Annotated in this window: 22 protein-coding genes; 12 read left to right on the forward strand and 10 right to left on the reverse strand. The window is 61.2% G+C overall.

Annotated elements, in window-relative coordinates:
* Window positions 1-5 precede the first annotated feature (5 nt).
* From GH983_RS01595 to GH983_RS01620, 6 genes are all read left to right on the forward strand, one after another.
* On the forward strand, window positions 6-1,169 hold the full coding sequence (locus GH983_RS01595) for a carbohydrate ABC transporter permease (protein ID WP_069042253.1): 1,164 nt from the start codon (window positions 6-8) through the stop codon (window positions 1,167-1,169).
* Window positions 1,170-1,205: 36 nt separating this feature from the next.
* Window positions 1,206-2,861, forward strand: a complete 1,656-nt coding sequence (locus tag GH983_RS01600; RefSeq protein WP_153761422.1) for an alpha-glucosidase — start codon at window positions 1,206-1,208, stop codon at window positions 2,859-2,861.
* Window positions 2,862-2,875: 14 nt separating this feature from the next.
* Window positions 2,876-3,964: an ABC transporter ATP-binding protein gene (locus GH983_RS01605; protein ID WP_069042251.1), complete on the forward strand. Its 1,089-nt coding sequence runs from the start codon at window positions 2,876-2,878 to the stop codon at window positions 3,962-3,964.
* 155 nt (window positions 3,965-4,119) lie between these two features.
* On the forward strand, window positions 4,120-4,527 hold the full coding sequence (locus GH983_RS01610) for a hypothetical protein (protein WP_054150821.1): 408 nt from the start codon (window positions 4,120-4,122) through the stop codon (window positions 4,525-4,527).
* Between the two features lie 122 nt (window positions 4,528-4,649).
* Complete coding sequence (locus GH983_RS01615; RefSeq protein ID WP_153761423.1) at window positions 4,650-5,354, forward strand: SDR family oxidoreductase; 705 nt, start codon at window positions 4,650-4,652, stop codon at window positions 5,352-5,354.
* Between the two features lie 185 nt (window positions 5,355-5,539).
* Window positions 5,540-6,871 carry a tlde1 domain-containing protein gene (locus GH983_RS01620; RefSeq protein ID WP_153761424.1) on the forward strand — a complete coding sequence of 444 codons (1,332 nt, stop codon included), beginning with the start codon at window positions 5,540-5,542 and terminating at the stop codon, window positions 6,869-6,871.
* 86 nt (window positions 6,872-6,957) lie between these two features.
* Here GH983_RS01620 and GH983_RS01625 read toward each other — a convergent pair whose 3' ends face one another.
* Window positions 6,958-7,743: a DUF4394 domain-containing protein gene (locus GH983_RS01625; RefSeq protein WP_153761425.1), complete on the reverse strand. Its 786-nt coding sequence runs from the start codon at window positions 7,741-7,743 to the stop codon at window positions 6,958-6,960.
* Here GH983_RS01625 and GH983_RS01630 point away from each other — a divergent pair.
* Both GH983_RS01630 and GH983_RS01635 read left to right on the forward strand, forming a co-directional pair.
* On the forward strand, window positions 7,733-8,557 hold the full coding sequence (locus GH983_RS01630) for a sigma-70 family RNA polymerase sigma factor (protein ID WP_371418402.1): 825 nt from the start codon (window positions 7,733-7,735) through the stop codon (window positions 8,555-8,557). The two genes, GH983_RS01625 and GH983_RS01630, sit on opposite strands and share 11 nt — an antisense overlap.
* Window positions 8,554-9,261 (forward strand): anti-sigma factor domain-containing protein, encoded by a 708-nt coding sequence (locus GH983_RS01635; protein WP_153761426.1) that lies wholly within the window; start codon window positions 8,554-8,556, stop codon window positions 9,259-9,261. The genes GH983_RS01630 and GH983_RS01635 overlap by 4 nt, the downstream gene beginning before the upstream one ends.
* A 43-nt stretch (window positions 9,262-9,304) precedes the next feature.
* Here GH983_RS01635 and GH983_RS01640 read toward each other — a convergent pair whose 3' ends face one another.
* The 6 genes from GH983_RS01640 to GH983_RS01665 form a co-directional block, all read right to left on the reverse strand.
* On the reverse strand, window positions 9,305-11,101 hold the full coding sequence (locus GH983_RS01640; protein ID WP_153761427.1) for a methyl-accepting chemotaxis protein: 1,797 nt from the start codon (window positions 11,099-11,101) through the stop codon (window positions 9,305-9,307).
* A 277-nt stretch (window positions 11,102-11,378) separates the two neighbouring features.
* Window positions 11,379-13,196 carry a phosphogluconate dehydratase gene (edd, locus tag GH983_RS01645; RefSeq protein ID WP_153761428.1) on the reverse strand — a complete coding sequence of 606 codons (1,818 nt, stop codon included), beginning with the start codon at window positions 13,194-13,196 and terminating at the stop codon, window positions 11,379-11,381.
* Window positions 13,197-13,319: 123 nt separating this feature from the next.
* Complete coding sequence (gene pgl / locus GH983_RS01650; RefSeq protein WP_054150814.1) at window positions 13,320-14,018, reverse strand: 6-phosphogluconolactonase; 699 nt, start codon at window positions 14,016-14,018, stop codon at window positions 13,320-13,322.
* Between the two features lie 11 nt (window positions 14,019-14,029).
* A complete protein-coding gene (zwf, locus tag GH983_RS01655) occupies window positions 14,030-15,502 on the reverse strand; it encodes a glucose-6-phosphate dehydrogenase (RefSeq protein WP_069042242.1) in 1,473 nt (490 codons plus the stop codon).
* A 184-nt stretch (window positions 15,503-15,686) separates the two neighbouring features.
* Window positions 15,687-16,973 (reverse strand): FAD-binding oxidoreductase, encoded by a 1,287-nt coding sequence (locus GH983_RS01660; RefSeq protein WP_153761429.1) that lies wholly within the window; start codon window positions 16,971-16,973, stop codon window positions 15,687-15,689.
* Between the two features lie 13 nt (window positions 16,974-16,986).
* The gene (locus GH983_RS01665; RefSeq protein ID WP_371418507.1) at window positions 16,987-18,402 is read right to left on the reverse strand and encodes a glutamine synthetase family protein; all 1,416 of its coding nucleotides are present in this window, start codon (window positions 18,400-18,402) and stop codon (window positions 16,987-16,989) included.
* Between the two features lie 143 nt (window positions 18,403-18,545).
* Here GH983_RS01665 and GH983_RS01670 point away from each other — a divergent pair, with 143 nt between their 5' ends.
* The 3 genes from GH983_RS01670 to GH983_RS01680 all read left to right on the forward strand — a co-directional run bounded on the left by GH983_RS01670 (window position 18,546) and on the right by GH983_RS01680 (window position 22,862).
* Window positions 18,546-19,727: an NAD(P)/FAD-dependent oxidoreductase gene (locus GH983_RS01670; RefSeq protein ID WP_153761430.1), complete on the forward strand. Its 1,182-nt coding sequence runs from the start codon at window positions 18,546-18,548 to the stop codon at window positions 19,725-19,727.
* 175 nt (window positions 19,728-19,902) lie between these two features.
* Window positions 19,903-20,052 carry a hypothetical protein gene (locus GH983_RS01675; RefSeq protein ID WP_153761431.1) on the forward strand — a complete coding sequence of 50 codons (150 nt, stop codon included), beginning with the start codon at window positions 19,903-19,905 and terminating at the stop codon, window positions 20,050-20,052.
* A gap of 281 nt (window positions 20,053-20,333) precedes the next feature.
* Window positions 20,334-22,862, forward strand: coding sequence for a methyl-accepting chemotaxis protein (locus tag GH983_RS01680; RefSeq protein ID WP_153761432.1), 2,529 nt, complete (start codon window positions 20,334-20,336; stop codon window positions 22,860-22,862).
* A 54-nt stretch (window positions 22,863-22,916) separates the two neighbouring features.
* Here GH983_RS01680 and GH983_RS01685 read toward each other — a convergent pair whose 3' ends face one another.
* On the reverse strand, window positions 22,917-23,141 hold the full coding sequence (locus GH983_RS01685; protein WP_153761433.1) for a hypothetical protein: 225 nt from the start codon (window positions 23,139-23,141) through the stop codon (window positions 22,917-22,919).
* Between the two features lie 89 nt (window positions 23,142-23,230).
* Here GH983_RS01685 and GH983_RS01690 point away from each other — a divergent pair, with 89 nt between their 5' ends.
* Entirely contained in the window at window positions 23,231-24,106 is an 876-nt protein-coding gene (locus tag GH983_RS01690; protein WP_153761434.1) for a LysR family transcriptional regulator, read from the forward strand.
* 126 nt (window positions 24,107-24,232) lie between these two features.
* Here the strand turns inward: GH983_RS01690 and GH983_RS01695 are convergent, their stop codons facing one another.
* Both GH983_RS01695 and aceA read right to left on the reverse strand, forming a co-directional pair.
* On the reverse strand, window positions 24,233-24,481 hold the full coding sequence (locus GH983_RS01695) for a hypothetical protein (protein WP_054150807.1): 249 nt from the start codon (window positions 24,479-24,481) through the stop codon (window positions 24,233-24,235).
* Between the two features lie 100 nt (window positions 24,482-24,581).
* Window positions 24,582-25,871 carry an isocitrate lyase gene (aceA, locus tag GH983_RS01700; protein ID WP_069042236.1) on the reverse strand — a complete coding sequence of 430 codons (1,290 nt, stop codon included), beginning with the start codon at window positions 25,869-25,871 and terminating at the stop codon, window positions 24,582-24,584.
* Window positions 25,872-26,093 lie beyond the last annotated feature (222 nt).

The raw sequence follows: 26,093 nt of genomic DNA on the forward strand, positions 1-26,093 counted from the left end.
GGATCATGGCAAAGATTGCAGGCAAGAAATCCGGTCTCGTCTGGGCCGTTCATCTCTCGGTCGTAGCACTGGTCATCCTTTGGCTGCTGCCGACTGCGGGCCTTTTCATCTCGTCATTCCGCACTGCGGATCAGATTTCCACCAGCGGCTGGTGGAGCTCGCTGTTCTCGCAGGAGCAGAACCTCGTGCTGAGAACCGCAGCTCCGTCCACCCAGCAGCAGGAAGGCAATCTCTGGGTCATCGAGGGCAATCTGCTCAGCGAAGGCGGTGCTTCGGCCGAAGCAGAGATCTCGGTCTGGGGAACATCCTCGCGTGCCATCAGTGAATACGAGCCCGGTGCGACCGCGCCAATGGGAGACAATGCACGTGTGACCGTCCAGGCCAATGGCGACTATCGTCTGGAAAGTGATGTCGAACTGACCGGAAGCCGCGGTGATCGCATCTTCGTGACGGCCGAGCTGCCGCCGAAGTTTACGCTCGACAACTACGAGACGGTCCTCTTTTCCGGCTCGACCACGGACTCCATGGCAAAAGCCTTCTTCAACACGCTGACGGTCACCATTCCCGCGACCGTCATCCCGATCGTGATTGCAGCCTTTGCGGCCTATGCGCTTGCCTGGATGGAATTTCCCGGACGCGCGCTTCTGATCGCGGCCGTGGTAGCACTTCTGGTCGTTCCGTTGCAGCTCGCGCTCATCCCGCTGCTGCGTCTGCATTTGTCGATCGGCATCGGCAAGGGCTATCTCGGTGTCTGGCTCGCCCATACGGGTTTCGGCCTGCCGCTCGCGATCTACCTCCTGCGCAATTACATGGTGGGGCTCCCGCGCGACATCATCGAATGCGCGAAGGTGGACGGTGCGACGGATTTCCAGATCTTCACCCGCATCATCCTTCCCCTATCGTTCCCGGCGCTCGCCTCCTTCGCCATCTTCCAGTTCCTCTGGACCTGGAACGACCTGCTCGTCGCCAAGGTCTTCCTGATCGATGCGACCGGCGAGACGACCGTGATGACGAACCAGATCGTCGAGCTTCTGGGCACGCGCGGCGGCAACTGGGAAATCCTGGCGACTGCCGCCTTCGTGTCGATCGCGGTGCCGCTCCTCGTCTTCTTCTTCATGCAACGCTACCTCGTGCGTGGCCTCCTTGCCGGATCGGTGAAGGGTGGCTGACGCCGGGTTTCAGACCAAGCCAACAGGAATATCTAAATGAGTGCAGATGCAAATCCCGTCATGACGCCCGACAAGGACTGGTGGCGCGGCGCGGTGATCTATCAGATCTACCCACGCTCCTATCAGGACTCCAACGGTGACGGCATCGGCGACCTGAAGGGCATCACCGCCCGTCTGTCGCATATCGCCGATCTCGGCGCCGATGCGATCTGGATCTCACCTTTCTTCGCCTCGCCGATGAAGGACTTCGGCTACGACGTCTCGAACTACGTCGACGTCGATCCGATGTTCGGCTCCCTGACCGATTTCGACGGCCTGATCGCCGAAGCCCACCGCCTCAACATCAAGGTCATGATCGACCTCGTGATGTCGCACTCGTCGGACCAGCACCCTTGGTTTGTCGAGAGCCGCTCGAGCCGCGTCAATCCCAAGGCTGACTGGTATGTCTGGGCAGATTCGAAGCCGGATGGCACGCCGCCGAACAACTGGCTGTCGATCTTCGGCGGGTCCGCCTGGCAGTGGGATCCAACCCGCATGCAGTATTACATGCACAACTTCCTGACCTCGCAGCCGGACATGAACCTGCACAATCCGGAAGTGCAGGATGCGCTCCTGGCGGCCACACGCTTCTGGCTCGACCGCGGCGTCGACGGCTTCCGCCTCGACACGATCAATTTCTACTTCCACGACAAGGAACTGCGGGACAATCCGCCGCTTGCACCGGAGCGCCGCAACGCCTCGACCGCACCGGCCGTGAACCCTTACAACTTCCAGGAACACATCTACGACAAGAACCGCCCCGAGAACATCGCCTTCCTGAAGCGCTTCCGTGCGCTGCTCGACGAGTATCCGGCGATTGCCGCCGTCGGCGAAGTCGGCGACAGCCAGCGTGGTCTGGAAATCGTTGGCGAATACACCTCCGGCAATGACAAGATGCAGATGTGCTATGCCTTCGAATTCCTGGCGCCGGAACCTCTGACGCCGGAAGTCGTGCGCAACACGCAGAATGCATTCGCAAATGCAGCCCCTGAAGGCTGGGCCTGCTGGGCCTTCTCCAACCATGACGTCGTTCGCCACGTATCCCGCTGGGGAGCAAACGTTCTCGATCGCGACGCCTATGCGAAGATGACCTCGGCGCTGCTCTTGACCCAGCGCGGCTCCGTCTGCATCTACCAGGGCGAAGAACTCGGCCTCACGGAAGCCGAAATCGCCTTCGAGGATCTGCAGGATCCCTATGGCATTCAGTTCTGGCCGGAGTTCAAGGGCCGCGACGGTTGCCGCACGCCAATGGTCTGGGACGATCATGCGCCCCAGGCGGGCTTCTCGACGGCGCAGAAGACCTGGCTGCCCATCCCGGTTGAACATAACCTGCGCGCGGTCAACACGCAGTTTGGCAAGCCGGAATCCGTGCTCGAGCACTATCGTCGCTTCCTGGCCTTCCGCCGACAGTATCCGGCCTTTGCCAAGGGCGACATCACCTTCCACGAGGCAGGCGATGACCAGCTGGTGTACACCCGCGCCTTCGGCAATGAGAAGCTGCTTTGCATCTTCAACATGAGCGCCGATCAAACGTCGATTGCCATGCCATCCGGCGAATGGATCGCGCTCGAAGGCCACGGCTTTGACAGTGCAATCAACGATAACAAGGTAGAGTTGCCGGCTTGGGGCGCCTATTTCGCGCGCCACGCCTGACAGGGGAGGAAAGCATGACGGGTCTCGTTCTCAAGGACATCCGCAAGGCATACGGGCAGGTGAAGGTCCTGCACGGCATCGATCTGGAGATCAAGGAAGGCGAGTTCGTGGTCTTTGTCGGCCCCTCGGGCTGCGGCAAGTCCACGCTCCTGCGCATGATTGCGGGCCTTGAGGACATCACCGGCGGTGAACTCTATATCGACGGCCAGCTCGTCAACGATGTGCCGCCGTCCAAGCGCGGCATTGCCATGGTGTTCCAGTCCTATGCGCTCTACCCGCATATGACCGTCTATGACAACATGGCCTTCGGCATGCGCATCGCCGGGGAAAGCAAGGAAGAGATCGACCGTCGCGTTCGCTCCGCGGCGAACATTCTTCAGCTTGATTCCTATCTCGACCGCCTGCCGAAGGCGCTGTCCGGTGGTCAGCGCCAGCGCGTTGCCATCGGTCGCGCCATCTGCCGCGACCCCAAGGTCTTCCTGTTCGACGAGCCGTTGTCCAACCTCGATGCGGCCCTGCGTGTTGCGACCCGCATCGAGATCGCCAAGCTCAACGAGCAGATGGCGGACACCACAATGATCTACGTGACCCACGATCAGGTCGAGGCGATGACGCTTGCGGACCGGATCGTGGTGCTCTCGGCTGGCAAGATCGAACAGGTCGGCCCGCCGCTCGAACTCTATGAGCGTCCGGCCAACCTCTTCGTCGCCCGCTTCATCGGCTCGCCGGCTATGAACATCATGCCGGTGACCGTGATCGGCACGGGCGAGGCGACCCGGATCAAGTTGAAGGATGGCTCGGAAGTCACCGTTGATGTGGCGATCGCCGCATCGGAACAGGGCAAGTCCGCAAGCTTTGGCGTCCGACCGGAAGATCTTGCGATCGCAACCGGCGCGGAATTTCTCTTCGAGGGCAATGTGGACATCGTCGAGGCACTCGGCGAAGTCACGCTTCTCTATGTCAAGGGGCCGGTCGAAGAAGAGCCGATCGTCGTCAAACTGCCCGGCATTGTCGATGTGAAAAAGGGGCAGACGCTGCGCTTTTCCGCAGACAAGACCAAGCTCCATCTGTTCGACGCCGATGGTCAGACCTACCGCCGCTGACCATAACTTGACCAATCTGCTTAAAGCCCTGTTATCCTTACCGATAACAGGGCTTTTTCGTGGTCAGGAATGGCCCTTGCGGCAACACCGACTGTTAAGTTGTCGCTGTTAGCTTTTTGCCCATAACAATTGACAAAAAGACGAGGGCAGAAACGATGAGAGCAGCAAGCGGCGGATCTCATTTCCTGAAGAAGGAGGAATCCTTCATGTATGACCGGGAGAACCGGTATCGCATGGAGGATACGATGAATGCCGGGCGCCTCGAATACACCGAGAACGGCATGTCCCACATGGCAGCGCGGCGTTGCGACGTCCTGCGCATATCGCTCAGCGGCGCGGTGATCGGACTGATCACGCAGGTCAATCTTCCCAAGGAGTTCTATCTCGATATTCCGGATGCGCGGATCAACAAGGTGGGTGCGGTGCTGATGAAGAGCTTTGCCAACAACACGGCCGAAATCCGTTTCCTGCGCCTGCTGACGCAGAAGGAGCTGGATCGCATCTTCGTCTTCTCCACCCATCCGGCGCACAAGGACCGCGTTCTCGACGTTCGCAGCTGGTAACTGCGCTTCCACGAAATCCATCAAGGCCGGTGCAGCAAACGCTGCACCGGCCTTCAGCATTTCTGACTGGACATCGCCGAGCTGACCTTTGATCTTCGCTCCCATCAAAGGGAGATACAGACATGTCCAGTCAGAAGGTCGCCATCGTCACGGCAGGGGGAAGCGGTATGGGGGCGGCTGCCGCAAGGCGCCTTGCCGCCGACGGTTTCAGGGTCGCCATCCTCTCGTCCTCCGGCAAGGGGGAGGCACTCGCCGCCGAACTTGGTGGCTTCGGGATCACCGGGTCGAACCAGTCTCCAGAAGACCTTGCACGCCTCGTGGACGGCACGGTGGAGCACTATGGTCGCGTCGATGTCCTGGTGAACAGTGCAGGCCACGGCCCGCGGGCCCCGATCCTCGAGATCACCGATGAGCAATGGGCCAAAGGCATGGATGTCTATCTTCTCAATGTTATCCGTCCGACACGCCTCGTCACGCCGATCATGCAGCGCCAGAAATCCGGGGCCATCATCAACATCTCGACAGCCTGGGCCTTTGAACCATCTTCGATGTTCCCGACCTCGGCCGTCTTCCGCGCAGGCCTCGCGTCCTTTACCAAGCTCTTCGCCGATACCTATGCGGGCGAGAATATCCGGATGAACAATGTCCTTCCCGGCTGGATCGACAGCCTGCCTTCGACCGAGGAGCGGCGTGATGGTGTGCCGATGAAACGCTACGGTACGAGCGAGGAAATCGCAGCCACGATCGCCTTCCTCGCCTCGGATGGTGCGGCTTACATCACGGGTCAGAACCTTAAGGTTGATGGCGGGCTGACCCGTCACGTTTGAAACTATCTCGACGCCGCGCTCGGAAATGTCACAAAGGAGCTCCGGGCGTAAACCTCTTGGTTACCAAACTTCTTCATTCTTTAGGACAGCCGACAGGACGACCATCGGGCATCCTGTCCCAGTAAAGCCGGTTTCCGCTGCTAGGCGACCGGTTCTCCGAGTTTTGGTAAGCGAGTTCAGGTATCATGGCGTCCTTGACCCCTCAGGTCATCGGTGGCGATCGCGCCGCCGTTCAGAAGACAAAGTCGCGCAGAAATAAGCGCGGCTCCAGCCTGCCGACGGTCTTGGGCATCGCACTGGCCTGCCTCTTCTGGGGCACAGCAAGCCTCGCCGTAATCAAGGGACTGTCATCCTCCACAATCCAGGCACCGAGCGTGGTGGGCCACAGCCTGCCGAAGCCGGATCTCGCCCTGTCGAAGCCGCTTCCGCCCCGAACCGTGCCGGCACCATCGTCAGATTTCGCAGCCCTTGACGAGATGCGCAACCGCTTTGCCGAGGCGATCGCTGCCACCGACCATCTGGGTCTGCTGATGCTGCCTGCGGCCATGCAGCTTGCAGAGGTCGACAAGTCCGACCGCCTGCTCCTCGCCCGCGTGGAAAGCGTTGTCGGCGCACAGGAGATTGCGGTGTTGCGCGAAGCGCTGGCTCAAGCGGAAGCGGGGCGTCAGCAGGCCGCCCTTGCGACTGCCGCCCATGAACGCCGCAGCGACAGGGACGACGTTGATCCCGTCGTCACCGCCTCCATCGCGAGGAACACGGCCGAGGCAGCACCTGTTGCCCTCGGCTATGCTGCAACGCCAAGCGCATCCGAAACGATGGCCGCAGCCGATCCGCGCGAAGAGCCCTTCGAGGAATTGCTCTCGGCACCCCATACAGAAGATCACGGTGCTCTGCCGGATGACGGCCCGGTTCCGGGTGCCAAGCCGCAGGCCAAACCGCGTGTCGAGCGCGTGCCGGCTCCGGAAGCGCCTGTTGCAGTCACCACGACTGAAAAGCCGAATAAAAAGACGCTGTTCGGCATGCTGGCCTACGCCAAGCCGGAAAATCCGATCACCACGGATGACGGGGCAGGGGGCATCTTCAACCGCAAAAACAGCCTGCCCGGTCCGGGCAGCCGCATTGCGGTCTATGTGATCGAGGATTCCGTCGTACACATGCCCAATGGCGAAAAGCTGCGCGCCCATTCCGGTCGTGGCCACATGCGCGATAATCCGAAATACGTGCATGTAAAGAACATGGGGCCGACGCCACCCAACGTTTACAAGCTGCGCATGCGCGAAGCCCGGTTCCATGGCATCGAGGCCATTCGCATGAACCCCGTCGGCGATGCCAAGATGTATAACCGCGACGGCTTCCTGACCCACACTTACCTGCTGCGCCGTCGTGGTGACAGCTCAGGCTGTGTCGTCTTCGAAGACTACAATAAGTTCCTCAATGCCTATAAGCGGGGACACGTCCATACGTTGATCGTCGTGCCCAGCATGCGGGAACTGCCAAAATATATGGCGATGCTCTGATGAAAAGGCCTCCGCGATGATCTCGCGGAGGCCTTTTCGCTTTGGTTGGCGGAGCCTGCGGATACAGGCCCCTTGTAAGCTCTGGCTTACATCGCCGGGATCACCGTGATCGACTTGATCGCCGCCGGCGCACCGGTGATGTCACCGGTCTTCGTTGCTGCACCCGTTTCAAGGCTGACCGTGTAGAGTGCGCTATCGGCAACCAGCCAGGCGGTATTCTTGCCGTCGGCTCCCGCTTCGATGTCGAAGGCATAGGTCTTCGGCATGCCCTCGATGCCCAGCTTGCCGATCGCCTTCAGCGTTCCGTCATTCGGCATGGTCTGCTGGATGAGCGCGCCGATCGTCGCGTCGATGTTGTACATCGCGGTCTTTTCCGGCTTGCCGACAGAATTCGTATAGGCGGCAGCGACGGTATTCGGGGTTTCGCCCTTGTGCATGTCGCCTTCCTCGAAGACGAGGCTGCCGTCCACGGTCACGGCACCCGTGTCGGGATGGACGCGATGATTGGTGGTGCCGGTCATGTAGCGCAGCCGGTCAGCCGCCGGGTTGAAGTTCACGACCACAGGCGCATCGCCGATCGTCAGCGGCTTGTCCATCTTGGCGAGTTCCGTTGCCGCGCCGGTTTCCGGATCGATGGTGACGATCACATTGTCCGCCGTCACGCCAACGATGGTCTGATTGGCCGGACGGTAGTCGATGCCGACGAGGCGATCGACGCCGGTGACGTCCATCGACTTCGAGACTTCAGGCTTTTCAGTGTCGAACATCACGAGCGTCTTGTCGCCTGCGAGACCGACGACCTGAGCGGCCTGGGCGCCGAAGGCCGCAAGGGCGGTGGCTGCGGCAAGGCTGAGGATACGGATGCTGGTCATGGAAAACTCTCCCGTTTGGATGGTGGCGACACCGATCTGGTGCCTCCTGAACCAAAGACACGCGGCAGATGCCGATTGGATGCAGGCGTCGGAAGTTTTTTTCTTCTGCATCCAGAGACGCTCGTCGCGTGTCTCCGAAATGAAGGAGAAACTCATGGACGTGGCGATGACGAGCGGCAGTTCTTCGGCGGGTGCATGTGGTGCAGGTTGCCAAATCAGACGGGTGAGCTACTTTCCGCGCAGGTTCTTGGAAGGAAGCTGGATGGAGAATGAGCAAGATAAGCTCGGTGCGGCACTGAAAGCCTGTGCCGCAGGGGATCGCAACGGCCTGGCCTTGATCTACGAAAGCGAGGCGGCTCGCATGGTCACGGTGGCTGAGCGAATCTTGCGTCGTCACGACCTGGCGGAGGAAATCGTCCAGGAAGCCTTCTTGCAGATCTGGAACAAGGCCTGGCAGTACGATCCGTCGCGCGGCTCCGCGCGCGGATGGATCTTTGCAATTGTTCGGTCACGCTCGCTGAATGCACTCCGGGATGGTGGGCGGGAAGATCTGACCGAAACGGACAGCCTCGAGCGACTGCAGGATGAGGGCGCGGATGCCCTCTACCACGATCTGTTCGATCAGCTCGATACAACAAGCCGCCTGCGCGCCTGTCTTGGACGGCTCGATGGCCTACGTCGCAAGACGGTCATGATGGCTTACGTCTCCGGCTACAGCCACGGTGAGATCGCCGGTCGATTGAAATTGCCGCTTGGGACCGCCAAGGCCTGGATCCGGCGCTCGCTGGTGGCGCTGAGGGAGTGCATGGCATGAGCACATGGCACACTTTAGCCGAACGCGCCGATGCCTATGTTCTCGGACTGATGGACGAGGACGAGCATCGTTCAACCGAAATCGAGATGGAACGCGACGAGAGCCTCGCCCGTGCCGTTGCCGTGTCGCGTGATAAGTTCCTGGAGCTCGACCTCGTCGGTCCGACCGCGAGCGTATCTCCTGATCTCTGGGCAAGGATTGAACGACAGCTCGGTCCGCAGGAGCGACCGAAGAGCGCCGCCGTTCCTCCGATGGCTGTCAACGACAATGGCCTCTCCTGGTGGCGAGGCTTCGGTCTGGCGGCTGCGGCCGCCTCACTCCTGCTTGTCGGCGCCTTGTCTTACACCCTTCTCCGCAGCGCGGAGCCACAGGTCATCGCCGTTCTGATGAATGAACAGGGCGAGCCGGTCGTGATGATCGAGGATTTCGGCAATGACACGGCCAAGGTGATCCCGCTTTCCGACGTGTCCGTGGCGGCAGACCAGTCGCTGCAGCTCTGGACGCTGCCGTCGAGCGATACCGGACCGGTATCGCTCGGCGTTCTCGACGGCTGGCGGACGGCAACGGTCGAAGGGCCGGATCTTCCCGGCCCAATCGAGGAGCAGCTCTACGAGATCACGGTGGAGCCTTTGGGTGGATCACCGACGGGCAAGCCGACAGGCCCGATCCTGGGCAAGGGCTTTGCAAAGATGCCGCGCCCATGAGTGTGGCGTCGCGCCCAACGTGCAGGCGCGACCCTTGTCAGGCTCAGAACTCCTGCCACTCGTCCTGCTTGAGAGCGGCATTTCCATGCGTCTGCGCCGGGCGTGCCGGTGCGCGCCGGGGTGCTGCCGCAGGGCTGGATGGCGTGTGAGCGCGTGCCGCACCATGGGATGCTGACGTCGTCCCCTGCTGACCGGTATAGTGTCTGCCGAGGGTGAAGCGGGAGATGAACTGGCGAAGCCGCTGTGTCTCCGTTGCCAGCGTGGCGCTCGCAGCGTTGGACTCTTCCACCATGGCAGCGTTTTGCTGGGTGACCTGGTCCATCTGATTGACCGCCGAGTTGACCTCGGAGAGGCCGGTTGCCTGTTCGCGTGCTGAGCTGGCAATCGCCTGCATGTGGTCATTGACCGCCACGATATTGTCCTGGATCGTCTTCAAGGCCTCACCGGTCTCGCTGACCAGCTTGACGCCGTTCTTGACTTCTTCGGAGGAGTTGCGGATCAGCTCCTTGATCTCCTTCGCAGCACCGGCGGACCGCTGCGCGAGCTCGCGGACTTCCTGCGCAACAACAGCAAAACCCTTGCCCGCTTCGCCGGCGCGAGCCGCTTCGACGCCGGCATTCAGCGCCAGCAGGTTAGTCTGGAAGGCAATTTCGTCGATCACTCCGATGATATTGGAAATCTGGTTCGAGGACTGCTCGATGCGTGCCATGGCGCCTACAGCCTCGGCAACGATCTGGCCGGAGCGCGTCGCGCTCGTATCGGCAGCGAGGGTGGCGTGTCGGGCTTCCTCGGCGCGCTTCGAGGCGTTGTTGACGTTGACGGTGATCTGGTCGAGGGCCGCTGCCGTCTCCTCGAGCGAAGCCGCCTGCTGTTCGGTGCGTTTCGACAGGTCTTCGGCGCTCGAGCTGATCTCGCGGCTGCCGCTGTCGATCTGGTCGGTCGATTGCGCCACGGCGCCGAGCGTGGTTGCAAGCTGCGTCACGGCGTCATTGAGGTTGGTTCTGAGAGCTTCGAAATCCCGAGCGAAGGGTCTGTCGATCGTGAAGCTGACATCGCCCTTGGCCATGCGTCCAAGCGCATCGCCGATCGTGTCCACGGCATGCACGCGCTCGGTCACATCGGTGGCAAATTTCACCACCTTGGTCACACGGCCGCGATCGTCCATGATCGGATTGTAGGAGGCGTTGATCACGACCTTCTTGCCGCCCTTGCCGTAGCGGGTGAACTCGGCGGCCTGGAACTTGCCGGCTCGCAACTGCGTCCAGAACTCCTGATAGTCAGGCGTGCGCGCATATTCGGGGTCGACAAACAGACTGTGCTGCTTGCCCTTGATCTCGTCCATTCGGTAGCCGAGGGCATCAAGAAAGTTCTGATTGGCCGAGACCACTTCCCCTTGCGGTGTGAATTCGATGATGGCCTGGACGCGGCTGATGGCCTCCATCTGGTTCTGGAAGTCGAGGTTCTGCAACCGTTCCTTGGCGTTGGCCCATTCCACGACGAAGCCGGTGGTTTTGGCGCCATTCTTCAACGGCGTGACGATCAGGTCGAAAGCCCGGTGGCCGACCCAGATGGTTGCCTTGTGCTGATTCTTCAGGCTCGACAGCATGTTGCGCTGATGCCCGGGATCTTTGTGGAAGATGTCGATATTGCTGCCGATCAGCCTGTCGAAGTCGAAGCGCGGCAATTCCTTTTTCAGGTCACTCTCCGCTTCCTTCAACATCGCCTTCGTAGCGGTGTTCATGTAGCGGATGTTGAGTTTGTCGTCGGCGATCATGATGTTCGCGGTAATGACCTCAAGCGATTCAAGCTGCGAGTGGGTGTTGCTGGACATTCCAAACATGTTGCCTTGGTCCTTTGGCCAATTTCCTGCTTCAGAAACCGGACCGCACATTCAAAAGGTAGACAAAGGGCGAAGGTGCAGCAGCAGAATCGTCGTTTTGTATAACCTATTGATATCGCGTTTGTTTCTGTTTCAAATTATATAAAATTAGAAGTGTCGAATTTATTAAAGGACGCGTTTGCGAGCACACTGCCGGACGAACACTGTCAGTCGGAACAGACAAAAAAGGCCGCGATCGCTCGCGGCCTCTAGTCAAACATGTGCGCAAAAGACGGATTCAGAACAAGACGCTTGCGCCTTGGTCGGCAGGCCCGGCGATCCTGCGGAAGCTCGCAAACAACTCGCGTCCCATACCGAATTCATTGTCATCCAGATTGGTCGTCGCCAGCGGCCGGGCATCGAATTCGGCGGCATCGACCATAACTTCGAGCGTGCCGGCGATAGCGTCCAGCCGGACAATGTCTCCGTCCTTGATCTTGGCAATTGCGCCGCCATCGACGGCTTCCGGCGTCAGGTGGATCGCTGCCGGGATCTTGCCCGAGGCGCCGGACATGCGCCCGTCGGTAACGAGTGCCACCTTGAAGCCGCGATCCTGAAGAACGCCGAGCGGTGGTGTCAGACGGTGCAGCTCCGGCATGCCGTTGGCCTTGGGACCCTGGAAGCGAACGACGGCGATGAAGTCCTTTTCCAGCTTGCCGGCCTTGAAAGCATCCTGCAGTTCCTGCTGATCGTTGAAGACGATCGCGGGGGCTTCGACGACATGGCGCTCCGGCTTGACGGCCGAAATCTTGATGACCGCCTTGCCGAGATTTCCCGTCAGCATCTTCAATCCGCCATTGGCCTGGAAAGGCTTGTCTATCGTTGTCAGCACCTTCGGATCGGCGCTGACCTCCGCTGCCGGCTCTCGGTGGACGTTACCGTCATCGCCGAGCTTCGGATCGATCGTATAGGCAGCCAGACCCTGGCCGAAGACCGTGCGCACATCGTCATGCACATAGCCGGCCTTGAGCAGCTGCTTGATCAGGAAGCCCATGCCGCCGGCCGCGTGGAAATGGTTCACGTCGGCAAGCCCGTTCGGATAGACACGGGCGAGCAGCGGCACGATGTCGGAGAGTTCCGATATATCCTGCCAGGTGAGCTGGATGCCGCCGGCACGCGCCATGGCGATCAGGTGGATCGTGTGGTTGGTCGAGCCGCCGGTTGCGTGCAGGCCAACAACGCCGTTGACGATCGAACGCTCGTCGATCATCTCGCCGGCGGGCGTGAACTCGTTGCCAAGGGCGGTGATGGCGAGCGCCCGCTTTGTCGCTTCCTTGGTCATGGCATCGCGCAGCGGCGTGCCCGGATTGATGAATGAGGCGCCGGGCAGGTGGAAGCCCATGATCTCCATCAGCATCTGGTTGGAGTTGGCCGTACCGTAGAAGGTACAGGTGCCCGGCCCATGATAGGACTTGGATTCCGCTTCGAGCAGTTCCGCACGCCCGACCTTGCCCTCGGCATAGAGCTGGCGAATGCGCGACTTCTCGTCGTTCGGGAGACCGGTCGTCATCGGTCCGGCAGGAACGAATACGGCGGGCAGGTGGCCGAAGGTGAGGGCAGCGATCATCAGACCGGGCACGATCTTGTCGCAGACGCCGAGATAAACGGAGCTGTCGAACATGTTGTGCGACAGGCCGATGGCCGCCGACATCGCGATCGCATCGCGCGAGAAGAGCGAGAGCTCCATGCCCGGCTGGCCCTGGGTTACGCCGTCGCACATTGCGGGAACACCACCCGCGACCTGTGCCACGCCGCCGGCTTCGGATGCTGCCTGGCGGATCAGCGCCGGATAGGTCTCAAAGGGCTGGTGGGCCGAGAGCATGTCGTTATAGGCCGTGATGATGCCGAGGTTCGGCACCACGTCGCCGGCCAGGGCTTCCTTGTCCTTGGGGGAACAGACGGCGAAGCCATGGGCGAGGTTGCCGCATGACAGCGTCGAACGATGCACGCCCTTGGAGATTGCCCGACGTGTGCGGTCGAGATAGGCTTCGCGGGTCGGTTTGGAACGCTCGACGATCCGCTTGGTGATGGCTTCGATGCGGCTGTCTGCACTCATGAGATATTGCTCCTCATCTGGCGCGGGCGCTCAAGGCGCACATCGCGCAAAGGCCTCCTCGGCCGTGAAACTCGTCTTATGCGCATCACCTGCCGGAACGCTCCGACAGGCAAGGGCTCTCCCTCAGGGCGCCCAGTAGATGTCGGTTGCGGTATGGGCCCGTTCAAGAACGGCCCGGATCGGCATCTCTGCCTCGTCCGTGCCGGCAAGCGCCTTCTCCAGCACGGCCTTCTTTTCGGCGCCCTCGATGTGAACCACGAGAAGGCCGGCATCGTGAAGCGCCGAGAAGGAGAGGGTGAGGCGAGCCTCGCCCGCCCCCGGCGCTTCCATGGTCATGACGCGGCGCGGCAGCGAAAGATCAAGTGCTGCAGCAAGGTGATCGCCGCCGGGGAAGAAGGAGGCGGTATGCCCATCCGTCCCCATGCCGAGGATCGCCACGTCGAAAGGTTGGCTCATGCCCGGCACGATCCCGGACGCTGTCTTCGCAGCATCCTCGATCGTTGCCTCAGGACGGTAGAGCGGCACGAATTCCGCCGCCACCGCTTCATTCTTCAGAAGATGCGTCTTGACCAGCAGATGGTTCGAACGCGGATTGTCTTCGGGCACGAAACGTTCGTCGACCAAGGTGACTTTCACTTTGGTCCAGTCGAGGATGCGTGTCGACAGCGCCTCGAAGAAAGCCTTGGGTGTCGAGCCACCGGAGACGGCAAGCGTGGCTTCGCCGCGCTCGGCAATCGCAGCCGACAAGGCCGAAGCCACGGTATCGGCGAGACCAGCCGCAAGAGCGGCTCCGTTCTCGAAAATCTTCATCTGATGCGCCATTGGTCCGGGCCTCAGTCGATTTCGTGCCAGGTGCGGCCGTCACGCTCGATCAGCGCAATGGCCTGGCTCGGGCCCCAGGTGCCGGACGTATAGCCCTGCGCCTTCTGGCCGATTTCCTCCCAGGATTTGAGGATCGGATCGCACCAGTTCCATGCGGCTTCCACTTCGTCGCGGCGCATGAACAGCGTCTGGTTCGAGCGGATGACGTCCATCAGCAGGCGTTCATAGGCATCCGGATTGCGCACGTCGAAGGCCTGGGCGAAGCTCATGTCGAGCGACACGTGGCGCAGGCGCATGCCGCCCGGACCCGGATCCTTGATCATCAGCCACTGCTTGACGCCTTCGTCCGGCTGCAGGCGGATGACCAGCTTGTTGGCCTCGATGCGGCCGGCTGCATCGCCGAAGATCGAATGCGGGATCGGCTTGAAGGCGATGACGATCTCCGACATGCGGGTTGCCAGACGCTTGCCGGTTCGCAGGTAGAAGGGCACGCCCGCCCAGCGCCAGTTGTTGATCTCCGCCTTGATCGCGACGAAGGTTTCCGTGTCGGACACGGAGCCCAGCTCTTCCTGGTAACCATTGACGGCACCACCGGCGGAAGCGCCAGCGCGATATTGGCCGCGAACCGTCTGCTTCTCGACATTGGCCGGCGTGATCGGCTTCAGCGAGCGCAGCACTTTGAGCTTCTCGTCGCGCACGGCCTCGGCGTCGAGCGAGGAGGGCGCTTCCATGGCCACAAGGCAAAGCAGCTGCAGGATATGGTTCTGCACCATGTCACGCAGCGCGCCGGCCTTGTCGTAATAGGTGACGCGGCCCTCGAGGCCGACGGATTCCGCCACCGTGATCTGCACATGGTCGATATGGGCCGAATTCCACAGCGGCTCGTAGAGCGCGTTGGCGAAGCGCAACGCCATCAGGTTCTGCACCGTCTCCTTGCCGAGATAGTGGTCGATGCGGAAGATCTGCTCTTCCTTGAACACCTTGCCGATCGTGTCGTTCAGGATCTGCGCCGAGGCGAGATCACGGCCGATCGGCTTTTCGACGACGATGCGGGTCGACTTGGTGATCAGCTTGTGGTCGCGGATCTTGTCGGCAATGTCGCCAAAGATCGACGGGGACACGGCGAGATAGAAGGCCCGAACGATATCCTTGCCCTGGTCGAGCAGCTTCTTCAGATCTTCCCAACCCTGGTCCGACTTGGCATCGACAGAGACGTAATGGACGCGATCGAGAAACTTAGCGACTTCGCTCTCTTCCAGCTCCTCGGCCTTCAGGTGCTCATGAAGCGCGTCGAGCGTGAACTTGCGATACTCTTCATGCGTCATCGCTGTGCGTGAAGCACCGATGATACGGGTCGGCTCCGTCAACTGACCCGCGAGCTGGCGGTGGAACAGAGCCGGCAGTAGCTTGCGCTCGGCCAAGTCGCCGGTGCCGCCGAAGACGACGTAGTCAAAGGGTTCAACGGGGATGATCTGGCTGCTCATGCGCATCTCTCGTTCGGCAAATTCGTTGGACAGGTTCTAATCTAATCGATTTAAAAAAGCCACCCCGACCGGGTGGAAATTGTCTTTGGATGGCGCTGGAAGGATGAACAAAGTGTGTTCTGCGACAATCAAACACACCTGCCAGAGCCCAGTGTGACCGGCGCCGGCAGGTGGCACTCACGTATCAGAAACGGTCCCGGAGCGCATACCAGGTGAGCGCGAGGAACAGCAGCGGCTTGCGCAGGCTGGCACCTCCTGGGAAGGGCGGGATCTTCAGGTCCTTGAGCACGTCCAGCTCTCGGGCATTGCCGGCCACCATGTCGGCATACATCTTGCCGCAATAGTTGGAGAGCATCACGCCGTGTCCCGAATAACCCGCAAGTGAGGTTACGCCGGGCATCACATCCCGGGCAAAAGGCTTGCGCGGCAGGGTAATGCCAACCGATCCGCCCCAGCCATGGGTGATCTCGATGGTCTTGAGATCGGGATAGATCTCGGCGATTTGCCGGCGGATATGGGTCGAGATATCGCGGGGGCTATCGGCGGTATAGGCCTCGCGCCCGCCGAACAGAAGCCGCCCATCGCGACTCTTGCGAAAGTAGCGCACCACGAACCGGCTGTCGGCAACGGCCTCCGAGCCCTTGAGCACCTGCGGGAACATGTCCAGCGGTTCCGTCGCCCCGATGAAGGAGCGGATCGGCATCACATGGGCCGCCGTCACCGGCTCCAGATTGCCGATATAGGCATTGGTCGCGATCAGCAGACGGTCGGCAGTGATCGTGCCACGCGGCGTGTCGATTAAGGTCTTGCCGCCTTCCTGACGAATGGCGTTCGCGGGCGTCATCTCGTGGATGCGAGCGCCGGTCGCCGCCGCGACCCTTGCCAGACCAACCAGCAGCTTCAGCGGATGGATGTGCCCCGTGCCGGTATCGCGCACGCCGTAGTGATAACGCGTCGAGCCGACACGCTCATGGGTTTCTTCCCGGTCCATGAAGGAAATATGCGGATAGCCATAGCGAACGGCCATGATCTCGGCCTCGTGCCGATATTCCTCTTCCCCACCGCGCTTGTGCGAGACATTCATCTGCCCCGGAAGATATTCAATATCGATGCCGTGCTGTTCGGCGAAGTCCAGCAGGTAATGCTTGGCGTTCTCCGCCATCTCGAACAGCGCCTTTGACCGCTCGAAGCCGAGTTCGGTCTCCAGTTCTGCCGGAGATGCGCGCTGGCCGGTGCCGAGTTGGCCGCCATTGCGACCCGAGGCGCCGTCACCGAAGCGGCCCCCCTCGATCAGCACGACCGAGACGCCGAGGCGGGCAAGGTTGAATGCGGCCTGCAGGCCTGTAAAGCCGCCGCCGATGATGGCGACGTCTGCAGAGGTGGAACCGTCGAGGGCCGGGTATTCCGGCCGCTCGCCAACACTCGCCTGATACCACGAAATCCCCGGCGCGATCGGGCTTTGCCATGTCATGGGGGCGCCTCCCTCACACGTTGAGCAGGAGGAATTCGCGTTCCCACGGGCTGATCACCTGCATGAAGGTCTCGAACTCGCCGCGCTTCACGCCGGCATAGAGGCCGACGAATTCCGAACCGAAGACCTCGTGGAAGTCGGTTTCACCCTCGAGCAGGGCAACGGCTTCCAGCAGGCCGCGTGGCAGATCGACGGATCCCTCGTTCGCCGACCCTTCCGCCGCTGCCGTCGGTTCGATTTCCTTGACGATGCCGAGATAACCACAGGCGAGCGAAGCCGCGAGCGCAAGATAAGGATTGGCATCCGAACTCGGCAGGCGGTTTTCGACGCGCCGTGCGGCGGAATCCGAGACCGGCACGCGGAAGGCCGTCGTGCGGTTGTCGTAACCCCAGGCATTGTTGACGGGTGCGGCCATGTCCGGCGTCAGGCGACGGTAGGAATTCACGTAAGGCGCCAGCATCACCAGCGAGCTTGGTACATATTTCTGCATGCCGCCGATGAAGTGGAAGAATTCCGGCGAGGCAGAGCCGTCTGGATTGGAGAAGATATTCTTGCCTGTTTTGGCATCGACGACCGACTGGTGGATGTGCATCGCGGATCCCGGCTGCCCCTGCATCGGCTTGGCCATGAAGGTCGCATAGATCCCGTGCTTCAGCGCCGCTTCGCGGATCGTGCGCTTGAACATGAAGACCTGGTCGGCAAGTTCGATCGGATTGCCGTGGCGCAGGTTGATTTCGAGCTGGGCCGGCCCCTCCTCGTGGATCAGGGTGTCGATCTCCAGCCCCTGCTTTTCCGAGAAATGGTAGATGTCGTCGATCAGCTCGTCGAACTCGTTGATGGCCGCGATCGAATAGCCCTGGCCGCCGATGATCGAGCGACCGGAGCGGCCCTTCGGCGGATGCAGCGGATAGTCCGGGTCGTCGTTCATGGCGACGAGATAGAACTCGATTTCCGGCGCGACCACCGGCTTCCAGCCCTTTTCGTCATAAAGGCGCAGCACGTTCTTCAACACATTGCGCGGCGTGTAGGAGACGTTCTCCCCGTCCACATTGACGATGTCGCAGATCACCTGTGCGGTCGGATCGGTCTCCCACGGCACGACCGAAAGCGTCGAAAGATCCGGCAAGAGCTTCAGATCGCTGTCGCGCGGCTCGTAGCGGAAATTCTCCGTCTCGTCAGGATATTCGCCCGAGATCGTGTGGCGGTAGAGTGCCGAGGGAAGCGCCAACGACGTGTTGGACGTGAACTTCGACGACGGCATCATCTTGCCGCGCGGCACGCCGGCGAGGTCAGGCGTAATGCACTCGATATCCTCGATGCCGCGCGCCCGGAGCCAGGTGGCCGCTTCCTTCCAGTTCGAGACGCCGCGCTTGGATCCTGGATCCGGCGGGATCACCGCCTTCTTGGAGGGAGCGTTGTGGGATCTCATCATGGATTTCTTCGCGGGCATGTCTCACCGGTTGGTTGTTAATGCAGGTCATCATAGCCAGACTTTGGCCTTTGGCCAGCCGGACGCGTTGACTTTGATCATAAGTTTGTCGAGACAGGCGGCAGATCCCCGGGAGCAGCAGCATGGCCAGGAAGTACGACGTCGCGATCATCGGAGCCGGTGCCGCCGGCATGATGGCGGCCTTTACCGCCGGCCGGCGTGGCAAATCCGTCATCGTCCTCGACCACGCCAAGGCCCCGGGTGAGAAGATCCGCATCTCAGGCGGCGGGCGATGCAACTTCACCAACATTCATGCCACGCCGAAGAACTACATCTCTGAGAACCCGCATTTCGCCAAATCGGCGCTCGCCCGCTACACACCATCAGACTTCATCGCCATGGTCGACCGCCACAAGATCGCATGGCACGAAAAGACCCTCGGCCAGCTCTTTTGCGATGACAGCGCGAAAGACATCATTCGCATGCTTCTAGAGGAGATGCGCGCGGTACATGTCGACCTGAAACTCTCCTGCGAGATCTCCGAACTGGAGAAGGGACCGGACGGTTTCCGCCTCACCACCAGCGAAGGCCCGATTGCCGCGGACAGTCTGGTGGTTGCCTGCGGCGGCAAGTCGATCCCCAAGATGGGTGCGACCGGCTTTGCCTATCGCATCGCCGAGCAGTTTGGACTGCCCGTCACCGAAACACGACCCGCTCTCGTGCCACTCACGCTCGAACCCAATCTGCTCGGCGAATTGTCGGAGCTCTCGGGTGTTGCCGTCGATGCGGACGTCTCCTGCGGCAAGACCCGCTTCCACGAGGCGCTTCTCTTCACCCATCGCGGACTGTCCGGTCCGTCCATCCTGCAGATCTCAAGCTATTGGCGGGAAGGGGACGAGATTCTGCTTTCTCTGCAGCCCGAGACGGATTTTGCGGAGCTCCTGAAGGCGGCAAAGCGCGAAAACGGGCGCCAGCAGGTGCAGACGGTGCTCGCCCAACATTTGCCCAAGCGCCTTTCGCAATATCTGGCGGAGACCGCCAAGCTGGAACGTCCTCTCGCTGATCTCCCCGACAAGGCCTTGTCATCGCTTGCCGACCGCATTCGTCGCTGGCCGATCAAACCGGCGGGGTCGGAAGGCTACCGCACGGCGGAAGTAACGCTCGGCGGCGTCGATACCGGCGCGCTCGACAGCCGTACCATGCAGGCGAAAACCGTGCCGGGCCTCTTCTTCATCGGAGAGTGTGTCGATGTGACAGGCTGGCTCGGGGGCTATAATTTCCAGTGGGCCTGGGCCTCCGGCCATGCGGTTGGCGAGTCCGTCTGAGCAAAGTCTCACGCTCCGGACAAGCTTATATCTGTAATTCAGGGCTTATTAACATGCGTCGGTCATCCTGCCCGAATGCCGGTGCGATATCGTCTGATATCGCGACATGAGGTTTGGCCGGCTTAAGGCCCCGCAAGGGCATGACCTTCCCTGGCTGCATCAAGGACCGCGCCCCATGAACCATGAGACCCGCAAGCCCCGTGCCATCGCCATTGCCGCCACCCGCACCCGTGACGCAGAGCGCGACCGGTTGCGTCATGTGAGTATCGTCTGCTTTTATGCCGCAAGCGCTGTCGCTGCACTTGCCTTTGGTCTCCTCGGCTAGGGCGTCTCGACGGTCCTCCCTGTCAGTGGCAGCAAGTCGCTTTTCAGCGGTTTGACGACAGCCACTCTTTGACACCCCGACCCTTTGGCGGTGCTAGCTTTTCCTCGATCAACGATCTCTGTCCCGCTTCGGGATGTCAGCCTTTGGCCTTAACTCCGTCTTGAGACTTTTACTGCAACTATTTTGGCTGGTAGGAGCAAAGACGGCGAAGACGACAGTCAGAGCCGCCACTTTTTTAAGGTTGCGGCGCAGCTTTGATGCCGTTTTCGTTTGGAGGAACAATGTTGATCGATCAAATACTGTCGCGCTTTTCGATATCGACCAAGGTCATTGCCTTTGTGCTGCCCTTCGTCCTGTCGATCACCGCAGTCGGTCTCATGGGCCTCTACGCATCCGGCCTCCTGCAGCAGCGCATGGAAATTTCCAACGGCACGATGCGTTCGCTGAACGGCTTCCGGAACGTCAACGCCGCCATGACCCACTTCCTCGATCAGACCTCGGAAGAAACGCGCAGCGCCGTCTTGAACCAGCTTGCGTCCCAGCAGTCGACGCTCACGCAGAACATCTCGGAAATCGGCGCCGACGGCATGGGGCGCAACTTCCTCGATGAGGCGATTGCCGGCACGGGTGCCGTCAACGAGAAGATCGATGCGCTCTGGCAGTTGCACGAGGCGGAGGTGAAGCTGGCCACTTCCATCCAGAACCATCTGACGGGCCTGATGGCGCAGCAGATCCGCGTGTCGGATGAGGCGCAGAAACTGCAGCGCGCCGTCGTCGGTGGTGAAAATGATGCGAAGGGTGCCTTGAAGGAAGCCGAGCGCCTGTCTTCCGGTGCCAAGCACCTCTCGGAAGTCTTCCAGGGCTTCTTCTCCGCAGGAACCCCTGAAGAGCAATTCCCCTACCTGCAGAAACAATTGCCTGAACTGGTCAAGACCCAGCGCAAGATTGCCAATGCCCTGCCGGCTGAAAGCAGGGACATGGGCAAGGCCCTCCTGGCTGCGATCAACGAGATCAAGGCGAAGGTCGCGACCGGCGACATGAGCCTTGAGAACGCCCGTGCCGTTGGCTCGATCATCTCGCGTTTCCGCGGCTTCGAAGCGACGCTCAGCGCCGGTGCCGCCGTCAAATATGCCGAGTCCGTGCAGAAGTTCGCCGCTGTCGAGACCGGCGCCGTACAGGCGGCCGATGTTCTCGTCGGCAGCCGCACCCTGATCGCCGATGTCTATGATCTGCGCATCATGACCGCCACTTTCCTGAACGTAAAGGATGACAAGACCCGCGAGCCGATCCTTCGCCAGATCAAGCTGATCGGCGACAACCTTGCGGTTCTCGGCGGCAGTATCGCCGACAAGGCCTTCTACGACAGCCTGACGGCAGCCATCACACCGCTGCTGGTCTCGCTGACGATCGATACCGAAGCCCTCGTGAAGACCAGCGCCGAACGCATCGCGAGCTTCGATCAGGCGAGCCGCACGATGGATGCCATCTGGGCCTCGCTGACCTCCTTTGCCGATCTGCAGAAGGATGTCGCCGGCACGGAGCGCCAGGAAGCAAACCGCCTGTCGATCGGCACAATGATCGCCGGTGTCCTCCTCGCCGTCATCGGCGGTATCGCGCTGGTCCTGACCCTGCAGCGGCCGATCACCCGCATCACCACAAGCATGCAGCGCCTTGCTGAAGGTGACCTCGAAGCCGGCATTGCCGGCGACAAGCGCGGTGACGAGATCGGCGCCATGGCCCGCGCACTCGCCGTCTTCAAGACGAACGCCCGCACCAAGCTCGAGATCGAATCCGAGCGGCAGCGCGAGCAGATGGAAGCGGAAGCCGAGCGTCGCCGCAACGACGAGGAAAAGCAGGCGCTCGACCGGGAGATCGAACATGCCGTCGGCAAGCTCGCCCAGGCGCTGGAGCGTCTTGCCAATGGCGATATTTCCTTCGAGATCGAAGGCCGCTTCCACGGACGCCTGGAACAGCTCCGCAACGACTTCAACCTGTCGCTGTCGCGTCTGCGCGACACGATGCATCAGATCTCCGGCAACGTCGACCAGATCCAGAACAATGGCCGCCAGATGGCGCAGTCTGCACTCGATCTCGCCCGCCGCACCGAGCAGCAGGCAGCCTCGCTTGAGGAGACCGCTGCCGCGGTCGATGAGATCACCGCAGCCGTCCGCTCGTCCTCGGAGCGCGCCGAGATGGTGAATGGCGTCGTCCGCGAGGCGAAACAGAACGCCGACGAATCCGCTGTCGTCGTCGGCAGCGCGATTTCGGCCATGGGCCGCATCGAGGAAGCCTCGCGTCAGATCTCCAACATCATCGGCGTCATCGACGAGATCGCCTTCCAGACCAACCTGCTCGCTCTGAACGCTGGCGTCGAAGCCGCCCGCGCCGGGGAGGCCGGCAAGGGCTTCGCCGTCGTTGCCCAGGAAGTGCGTGAACTGGCCCAGCGCTCGGCCGGTGCCGCAAAGGAAATCAAGGCGCTCATCAACCGTTCTGCCGAAGAGGTGGCGAACGGCTCCACCCACGTTCAGCAGACGGGAACCGTGCTCTCGCGCATCGGCGGCCAGATCGCGATGATCAGCGAGCATATCGAGAAGATTGCCGAGACGAGCAGCGAGCAGTCCGGCGCGCTGCAGGAGGTCAATGGTGCCGTCGGTCGCATGGACCAGATGACCCAGCAGAATGCTGCGATGGTTGAGGAAGCGACCGCCGCCACACAGGATCTCTCGGCCCAGACCGATGCCCTGCGGGATCTGCTCCAGCAGTTCCGCATCGAGGCCGGTCGTTCGCGGTCTGTCGATCGCGCCGCCTGAGGTTCCACCTTCGCCAAACGGAAAAGCCCGGTCATCGCACCGGGCTTTTTTGTATCAAGCCTCAGCCAGACGACAAGATCTGCCCGGATCGGTCTCGCAATCGACCTCCGCATCTCGTCTGCGAACCTGTCTTTCGCGCATGGTGCGGATGAAGCGCCGCAGACGGGCCCAGGGCACTTCGCTATACTGTGCGTAGAATTCCTCTTCGGACAGTCGGGCCTTCTGCTCTTGTTCTTGGTTTAGCGCGGCAATGGCGAGGGCTGCATAAACTTCGTGCATGACGGATCTCCTGCTGTTGAAGCCGTCTTCCCTTTTATCCATCATTTTTGGATGCAGGTACGCTCATGATCGTGCTATGCATTTCATCTATGAAAGACATATCGTGGGACGCCTATCAACTCTTCCTCGCCGTTGCGCGGCAAGGCGGCCTGTCGGCTGCCGCTGAGACCACCGGTCTCAGTGCCGCCACCCTTGGCCGACGCATGGTCGAACTTGAGCAGGTGCTGGGCCGCGAGCTCTTCCTGCGCAGCCAGACCGGTTATCGCCTCACCCGCGACGGCAGCCAGTTGCTGGAGCATCTGGTTGAATTGGAAGCCGGAAGCAGGAGGGTGGAGGAATGGCGACGTGGCAAGGCGGGTCAGTCCCTGGTGCGCATCAGCCTTGGTACCTGGATCGCCTGGCTGCTCTGCCAGAACATGTCGACGATCCGCACCCCCCGCGACGCCTTCCGCATCGACCTGCACGTCGCCGAGCAACGTGCCAGGCTTGCGCATCGGGAGAGTGACATCGGCATCCGCGCCTTTGAACCAGAAGAGCTGAACCTCGCGGCGATCGCAGCAGGCGAAGTGGCCTATGCGGCCTACAGAGCCCGCAACAGGGAATGGATGGGCCCGGAGCCCTGGGTCGCGGTTGATGACGAGAATGCCGTCTCCGCCTATCTGCGCTGGCCGCGCCAGCAGTCGGCGGAGCAGATCGTCGCGACGGTCAATCGCCCGAGGTCGCTGAGGGATCTCGTCAGGGCGGGAGCCGGTGTCGGCGTGCTTCCCTGCTTCGTTGGGGATCTCGATCCGACACTCGAGCGGGTCGGCGAGGAAATCCCGGAACTGCGCCATCGCCAGTGGATCGTCATCAACAATGACGATCGTCATCGAAGCGATATCCGCATGGTGGCCGATCGGGTTGCAAATCTGTTGAAGTCGCATCGGGATGTTCTGGCGGGCAAGCGCCCCAGCACGAGCAGCTGACGTCAAGCCGAAAATGAAAAACCCGCACGACGACCGGCACTCCTCCTCAGAGGCGATCATCGTGCGGGAACCGATCCGGAGGTCAGGTGCCGGACGGGGGATAGTGACGGGGGATAGTGATGTGGCTCAGGCGGCCTGGTGATTGCCCTGGGTCACGATGACGGGGATCAAGAGATCACCCCAGTTGCCGTCGCCACCATGATGGCGGGCGGAGCGGACGAGCTCGACCGAGACGCCGGCATCTACGGCCTTCATGATCGAATGGTTGAGACGGTGCAGGTCATTGGCCAGCATGCGGATCATCGCTTGCTGATCGGTGCTCATGGCCGAGGACTGTTCTTCGGCGCGTTCCTTGACTCGGGTCTGGGGTGTCATGGCATTTCTCCTCTTGGTGTTGGGGGTTCTTGAATGGTGGATCTCGTCTTCCTCTCCCCGCTTGCGGGGAGAGGGTAGGGTGAGGGGCAGTCGCCCAGGTTTATTCAGCTGCCGGCTTGAACTGCTCGGTTTCGGTCGATTCCTTCATCGCGGTCGTCGAAGACTGGCCGGCGGTGATGGCGAGCGAGACGGCGTCGAAGTAACCGGTGCCGACTTCGCGCTGGTGCTTGGTCGCGGTGTAACCATTGACCTCGGCGGCGAATTCCGCCTCCTGCAGCTCCGAATAGGCCGCCATCTGGCGATCCTTGTAGCCGCGAGCCAGTTCGAACATGCCGTAGTTCAGCTGGTGGAAGCCGGCGAGCGTGATGAACTGGAACTTGTAGCCCATCGCACCCAGTTCGCGCTGGAACTTGGCAATCGTCGCGTCGTCGAGGTGCTTCTTCCAGTTGAAGGAAGGCGAGCAGTTGTAGGCGAGCTTCTTGCCCGGATGGACCTTGTGCACGGCTTCGGCGAACTTGCGAGCCTGTTCGAGATCCGGCTTGCCGGTCTCCATCCAGATCATGTCGCAGTAAGGAGCGTAGGCGATTGCGCGTGCAATGCAGGGCTCGATGCCGTTCTTGACCTGGTAGAAGCCTTCCGCAGTGCGACCCGCGTCATAGTCGACGAAGGGCTGGTCGCGCTCGTCGATGTCGGAGGTTAGAAGCTTTGCGGCTTCGGCATCAGTACGGGCGACGATCAGCGTGGGGACACCCATGATGTCGGCAGCCAGACGGGCAGCCGTCAGGTTGCGGATATGGGCGGCCGTCGGGATCAGAACCTTGCCGCCGAGATGGCCGCACTTCTTTTCAGACGCCAGCTGGTCCTCGAAGTGCACGCCTGCAGCACCCGCCTCGATGAAGGCCTTCATGATCTCAAACGCGTTGAGCGGTCCGCCGAAACCGGCTTCAGCGTCTGCAACGATCGGGGCGAACCAGGTATCGACCGAAAGGCCCTTGCCTTCCTGGGTTTCGATCTGGTCGGCACGCTGAAGTGTGCGATTGATGCGCTTGGCAAGCTCCGGTGCGGCATTGGCCGGATAGAGCGACTGGTCGGGATACATGGCGGAGGCCGTGTTGGCGTCAGCTGCGACCTGCCAGCCGGAGAGGTAGATGGCCTTGAGGCCGGCGCGGACCATCTGCATGGCCTGGTTGCCGGAGAGCGCGCCGAGCGCGTTGACGAAGGACTCTTCGTTGATCAGCTTCCACAGGCGATTGGCGCCCATTTCGGCGAGCGTATACTTGATCTCGACCGAGCCGCGCAGGCGCTGTACGTCTGCTGCAGTGTAGGGACGATCGATGCCGTCATAGCGGCCCTTGGGGGCATTCGGAACGAGATTGTAAAATTCAGTCATATCGGGTCTCCCTGTTCACTGCAGGAAGCGGGATCAGCCGGAGTTCTTGGAGCTGTTTGGCCGCTTCTGATGTGACTAGATTTACACCGCACTGCAAAAGACGACCAGAAAATTCGATAAAACAAAGGGATGAAAGAGGTTAGGCTGTCTTGCCTTTGACAGAAGTCCCGTGTAAATTTGTAAAAACAGTCACAACGCAAGGGCCGATCGTGCCGGTCTAAT

The sequence above is a fragment of the Agrobacterium sp. MA01 genome, assembly GCF_009650195.1.
Lineage (GTDB): Bacteria > Pseudomonadota > Alphaproteobacteria > Rhizobiales > Rhizobiaceae > Allorhizobium.